This window comes from Streptomyces sp. NPDC058401 (assembly GCF_042722885.1).
Classification (GTDB): Bacteria; Actinomycetota; Actinomycetes; order Streptomycetales; family Streptomycetaceae; genus Streptomyces.
Map to the genome: position 1 here is coordinate 1 of NZ_JBHXKA010000220.1, position 5,021 is coordinate 5,021.

Annotated in this window: 5 protein-coding genes and 1 pseudogene; 4 read left to right on the forward strand and 2 right to left on the reverse strand. The window is 70.2% G+C overall.

Features of this window, described 5'->3' with window-relative positions; all coding sequences use genetic code 11:
• Window positions 1-93, reverse strand: a pseudogene (locus ACFWNV_RS38360) (rod shape-determining protein MreC); the annotation flags it as partial.
• Window positions 92-754, reverse strand: a complete 663-nt coding sequence (locus tag ACFWNV_RS38365) for a DUF461 domain-containing protein (RefSeq protein WP_383956564.1) — start codon at window positions 752-754, stop codon at window positions 92-94. The pseudogene ACFWNV_RS38360 and the gene ACFWNV_RS38365, both read right to left, overlap by 2 nt.
• A gap of 634 nt (window positions 755-1,388) precedes the next feature.
• Between ACFWNV_RS38365 and ACFWNV_RS38370 the strand changes: the two genes are divergently transcribed.
• The 4 genes from ACFWNV_RS38370 (at window position 1,389) to cysS (ending at window position 4,901) form a co-directional block, all read left to right on the forward strand.
• Window positions 1,389-1,871, forward strand: a complete 483-nt coding sequence (locus ACFWNV_RS38370; RefSeq protein WP_003953493.1) for a CarD family transcriptional regulator — start codon at window positions 1,389-1,391, stop codon at window positions 1,869-1,871.
• A 254-nt stretch (window positions 1,872-2,125) separates the two neighbouring features.
• On the forward strand, window positions 2,126-2,887 hold the full coding sequence (gene ispD / locus ACFWNV_RS38375; protein ID WP_383956567.1) for a 2-C-methyl-D-erythritol 4-phosphate cytidylyltransferase: 762 nt from the start codon (window positions 2,126-2,128) through the stop codon (window positions 2,885-2,887).
• Window positions 2,877-3,398, forward strand: a complete 522-nt coding sequence (ispF, locus tag ACFWNV_RS38380; RefSeq protein ID WP_383956570.1) for a 2-C-methyl-D-erythritol 2,4-cyclodiphosphate synthase — start codon at window positions 2,877-2,879, stop codon at window positions 3,396-3,398. The genes ispD and ispF overlap by 11 nt, the downstream gene beginning before the upstream one ends.
• Window positions 3,399-3,503: 105 nt before the next feature.
• Window positions 3,504-4,901, forward strand: a complete 1,398-nt coding sequence (gene cysS / locus ACFWNV_RS38385) for a cysteine--tRNA ligase (RefSeq protein WP_383956572.1) — start codon at window positions 3,504-3,506, stop codon at window positions 4,899-4,901.
• The last annotated feature ends 120 nt before the right edge of the window (window positions 4,902-5,021 follow it).

The window sequence follows — 5,021 nt, forward strand, 5'->3', positions numbered from 1 at the left end:
GAGCAGCACGGTGGCCGTCGAGGAGCCGACGGTGGTGACCCGGCCGACCAGCCCGTCGCCGTTGTTGACGGTCATGTCGCGGCGGATGCCGTCAGTGACCGGTGCCGGTGGAAGCCGACCCGGAGGGGGACCCCGAGGGGCTGCCCGAGACCGGGGCCGAGGCGGAACCGGACGGCGAGCCGGAGGGGCTGCCGGAGGGGGAGGCCGAGGCGCCGGCGGACGGGGAGGCGCCCGGGGCGGCCGGGGCGGCGGTCGGGCCGTAGCCCTCGTACATGCCCGTGGCCGGCACGACGAAGCCGTCGAGCTCGACGTCGCCCGTGGTGCTCAGCTGGAAGACGATCTTCTGGACGTTGCCGTCCACGACGTCGGCGCCGCCCGCGATCAGGGCGGAGGCGTTGCCCTTGCCGCCCAGGACGACGGAACCGCCGGCCGGGATGACGACCTTGGAGCCGCTGCCCGCGGGCTTGAGCGTCACGACGGCCTTGCCACCCGGAAGGGTGATGGCGTCGAGCGTCTGCTCCTCGGTGCCGTTGTTGAACACCGTCGCGGAGACCGCGGCCGGGCCCTTCTTGTCCTTCTCCTGGGTGATCACCAGAGCGTTCTGGACCTTGATGTCGCCCTTGGTGACGGCGGCGTTGTCCGGCTTCACCTGGAGGGTCGGCGCGTCGTGACCCGCGGCGCAGGCGCCCAGCGAGACGAGCGAGAAGGCGGCGGCGGTGGCGGCGAGGGCGCCGCGTCGAAGGCTGCGGCTCACGGGGGAGGCAACTCCTTGGACGTACGGAACGGAAGGGTGGACGCCTCGGAGCGACGAAGTAAAGCCGCTCTAAGGATGTGTCAGCGCGCTTAGGTTACCGAGCCGCCGCCCCGCCCCCGCACCCGACCCTCCGCAGTGTGGGGCCGGGCCCCGGCCGGGCCCCGACGGGGAACCCGCCCCTGCTCCGGCCGGTTCCGCCGCCGCCCCGCCGGGGCCGGGTGATCTTCCATTCGCAAAAGGCCCGCTCGCAATGGCCGGCGCGGCACGGTGATCAATTTCCGGATTTCATCGAACACCGCTCGTGATCGGCGCTCGTGATCAATTCCGGATTGGGCCGGAACGGACCCCGTACGGGTGGCCGCCAGTCGAACGGAGTAGTTCGGTTTCCCGCCCTCGAAACCGTCAAAACGGGACGTACGCCACATCGTCGGGGCTCACGGGCAGGTGTAACGTAGCCGTTTCGCCTGGTCCGCGCAGCCCCTCCGACCTGCGAATACCCCCTTGCGGAAGCCTCCCGCAGCACGTTCCTGGCGCTGTTGTCAAGCCCTGAGATGGGCCCTGACCTGCGAAAACGCCATTCATAACGGTCGATTCTCGTGTTACCCTGGATAGCCACGGAAGGGGTACCTGTCACATGACGTTCAAGGTTGGCGACACCGTGGTCTATCCCCATCACGGGGCCGCGCTGATCGAGGCAATCGAAACTCGCCAGATCAAAGGCGTGGACAAGACCTACTTGGTGCTCAAGGTCGCGCAGGGTGACCTGACTGTTCGCGTACCTGCGGACAACGCGGAGTTCGTGGGCGTTCGCGACGTAGTCGGCCAGGACGGGCTGGACCGGGTCTTCGAGGTGCTTCGCGCACCGTACGCAGAAGAGCCGACGAACTGGTCCCGGCGCTACAAGGCAAATCTGGAAAAGCTCGCTTCTGGCGATGTCATCAAGGTCGCCGAAGTCGTACGCGACCTGTGGCGTCGTGAGCGTGAGCGTGGGCTCTCCGCAGGGGAGAAGCGCATGCTCGCGAAGGCGCGTCAGATCCTGGTGAGCGAGCTCGCGCTCGCCGAGAACACCAACGAGGACAAGGCCGAGGCCCTCCTCGACGAAGTGCTCGCGTCCTGACGCGATCATTCGTACGCTTGGTTGTACACAGTTGTGCCGCGGTGCCCGATGACAAGGAGACTTGTTGCCGGGCGCTGCGGCATGTCTGGACCCATGCCACCCATGCATGCCATGCCACCCATGACTGAACTGGCGCGCCGGGTCCGGGCAGCCGACTCGACCGGTCGTCACGGAAGGGGCGAGGGCGTCGCACCCGGCACCCTTCAGGCCATACCCATGTCGGCCGAAGTCACAAACCTGGCTCGGAGCTACTGATGTCTGACGAATCGCGCCCCCACCGCACCGCCGCGGTGATCCCGGCCGCCGGCCGCGGGATCCGTCTCGGTCCGGGCGCCCCCAAGGCCCTGCGGACCCTGGGCGGCACCCCCATGCTCATCCACGCCGTACGCGCCATGGCCCGCTCCCGCGCGGTCGCCCTCGTCGTCGTCGTGGCACCCCCCGACGGCAACGGCACCGCCGAGGTGCGCCGGCTGCTCGACGAGCACGCCCTGCCCGAGCGCACGGAGATCCTGGTCGTCCCCGGCGGGGAGACCCGGCAGGAATCCGTACGCGCCGGCCTGGACGCGCTTCCGGCCGACATCACCTCCGTCCTCATCCACGACGCGGCCCGCCCCCTGGTCCCCGTGGACACCGTCGACTCCGTCATCGAGGCGGTCCGCGACGGCGCACCCGCCGTCGTCCCCGCCCTGCCGCTGGCCGACACCGTCAAGGAGGTCGAGCCCGGCCGGCCCGGCGAGCCCGAACCGGTCGTCGCCACCCCCGTACGGGCCCGCCTGCGCGCCGTACAGACCCCGCAGGGTTTCGACCTCGCCACGCTGCGGCTCGCGCACGAGAAGCTGTCCCGGCTGGCCGTCGACGGCGAGGGCGCCACGGACGACGCCGGGATGGTGGAGCAGCTCGGCATCACCGTCGTGGCGGTCCCCGGCCACGAAGAGGCCTTCAAGGTCACCCGCCCGCTCGACCTGGTCCTCGCCGAGGCCGTACTCGCCCGCCGGAGGGCCACCGATGCCTACTAGCCCCACCACCGCGGGCACCCCCGCGGCCCCCCTGATGCCGCTCGTCGGCATCGGCACCGATGTGCACGCCTTCGAGACCGGCCGCGAACTGTGGTGCGCCGGCCTGCTCTGGGAGGGCGAGGACGGCCTCGCCGGGCACTCCGACGGGGACGTCGCCGCGCACGCCGCCTGCGACGCCCTGTTCTCCGCCGCCGGCGTCGGCGACCTCGGCGCACACTTCGGCACCTCCCGCCCCGAGTGGTCCGGCGCCGCCGGTGTCACCCTTCTGGCGGAAGCCGCCCGGATCGTGCGCGCCGAGGGCTTCGAGATCGGCAACATCGCGATCCAGGTGATCGGCGTACGCCCGAAGATCGGCAAGCGGCGCGAAGAGGCGCAGAAGGCGCTCGCCGCAGCGGCGGGCGCCCCCGTCTCCGTCTCGGGCACCACCACCGACGGACTGGGCCTCACCGGCCGCGCCGAAGGCCTCGCCGCCATCGCCACGGCCCTCGTCTACCGGACGAACCGGGCCTAGTACCCCGTACGCCCACACCGCGCCCGCGGTTCTTCGACAACAAAGCGGGCCCCGCGTGCCGAAAGGGTCGCGGGGCACTGCTACAGGCGCACTACCCTGGATGCCGTGACTATTCGCCTGTACGACACCAGCGCCCGGCAGATCCGTGACTTCACCCCGCTCGTAGCGGGCTGTGTCTCGATCTACCTCTGTGGCGCCACCGTGCAGGCGGCTCCGCACATCGGGCACGTCCGCTCGTACCTGAACTTCGACATCGCGCGCCGCTGGTTCACCTACCGCGGTTACGACGTCACCTTCATCCGCAACGTCACCGACATCGACGACAAGATCATCGGGAAGTCCGCCGAGCAGGGCCGCCCCTGGTGGTCCATCGGCTACGAGAACGAGCGCGCCTTCAACGACGGCTACAACGCGCTGGGCTGCCTCCCGCCCACGTACGAGCCGCGCGCCACCGGGCACGTCCCCGAGATGATCGAGATGATGCGCGGGCTCATCGAGCGCGGCCACGCGTACGAGGCCGACGGCAGCGTCTACTTCGACGTGCGCTCCTTCCCCGGCTACCTGGAACTGTCGAACCAGAACATCGACGACCTCCGCCAGCCCGACGAGGGCGTCTCCGGCAAGCGCGACCCGCGCGACTTCGCCATGTGGAAGGCCTCCAAGCCGGGCGAGCCCGACTGGGAGACCCCGTGGGGCCGCGGCCGTCCCGGCTGGCACCTGGAGTGCTCCGCGATGGCGCACAAGTACCTCGGCAGCGCCTTCGACATCCACGGCGGCGGGCTCGACCTGATCTTCCCGCACCACGAGAACGAGATCGCCCAGGCCAAGGCCTACGGCGACGAGTTCGCCAAGTACTGGATGCACAACGCCTGGGTCACCCTCTCCGGCGAGAAGATGTCCAAGTCGCTCGGCAACTCCGTCCTCGTCTCCGAGATGCTCAAGGTCTGGCGCCCGATCGTGCTGCGCTACTACCTCGGCACCCCGCACTACCGCTCGATGATCGAGTACAGCGTGGAGTCCCTGCGCGAGGCCGAGTCCGGCTTCGCGCGCATCGAGGGCTTCATCCAGCGCGTCATCGAGAAGGCCGGCGGCTCCGTGGAGCCGGCCGCCGAGGTGCCGCCCGCCTTCGCCGAGGCCATGGACGACGACCTGGGCGTCCCGCAGGCGCTCGCGATCATCCACACCACCGTCCGCCAGGGCAACAGCGCGCTCGCCGCCGACGACAAGGACGCGGCCATCGCGCGCCTGTCGGAGGTACGGGCCATGCTGGGCGTCCTCGGACTCGACCCCCTCGACCCGCACTGGGCCGGCGAGGCGGACCGCGGGGAGGACCTCCACGGAGCCGTGGACACCCTCGTGCGCCTGGTCCTGGAGCAGCGCGAATCGGCGCGCGCCCGCAAGGACTGGGCCACCGCCGACGCCATCCGCGACCAGCTCCAGCAGTCGGGCCTGGTCATCGAGGACAGCCCCACCGGACCCCGATGGACGCTCGGCCCCCGCTGAGCCCACCGGCGCAGTCCCACTGGCGCACTCAGATTGGGCCGCCCCGCGATCCGCGCGGCCCACACTACAAACGTACAAATCGAAGAACACACGAAATCACGTAAATGGCAAGTCCGGGTA

Excerpts from the sequence above, each read along its gene's own strand:
- ACFWNV_RS38370 (WP_003953493.1), top strand. The coding sequence starts at position 1,389 with ATGACGTTCAAGGTTGGCGACACCGTGGTCTATCCCCATCACGGGGCC.
- ispD (WP_383956567.1), top strand. The coding sequence starts at position 2,126 with ATGTCTGACGAATCGCGCCCCCACCGCACCGCCGCGGTGATCCCGGCC.
- ispF (WP_383956570.1), top strand. The coding sequence starts at position 2,877 with ATGCCTACTAGCCCCACCACCGCGGGCACCCCCGCGGCCCCCCTGATG.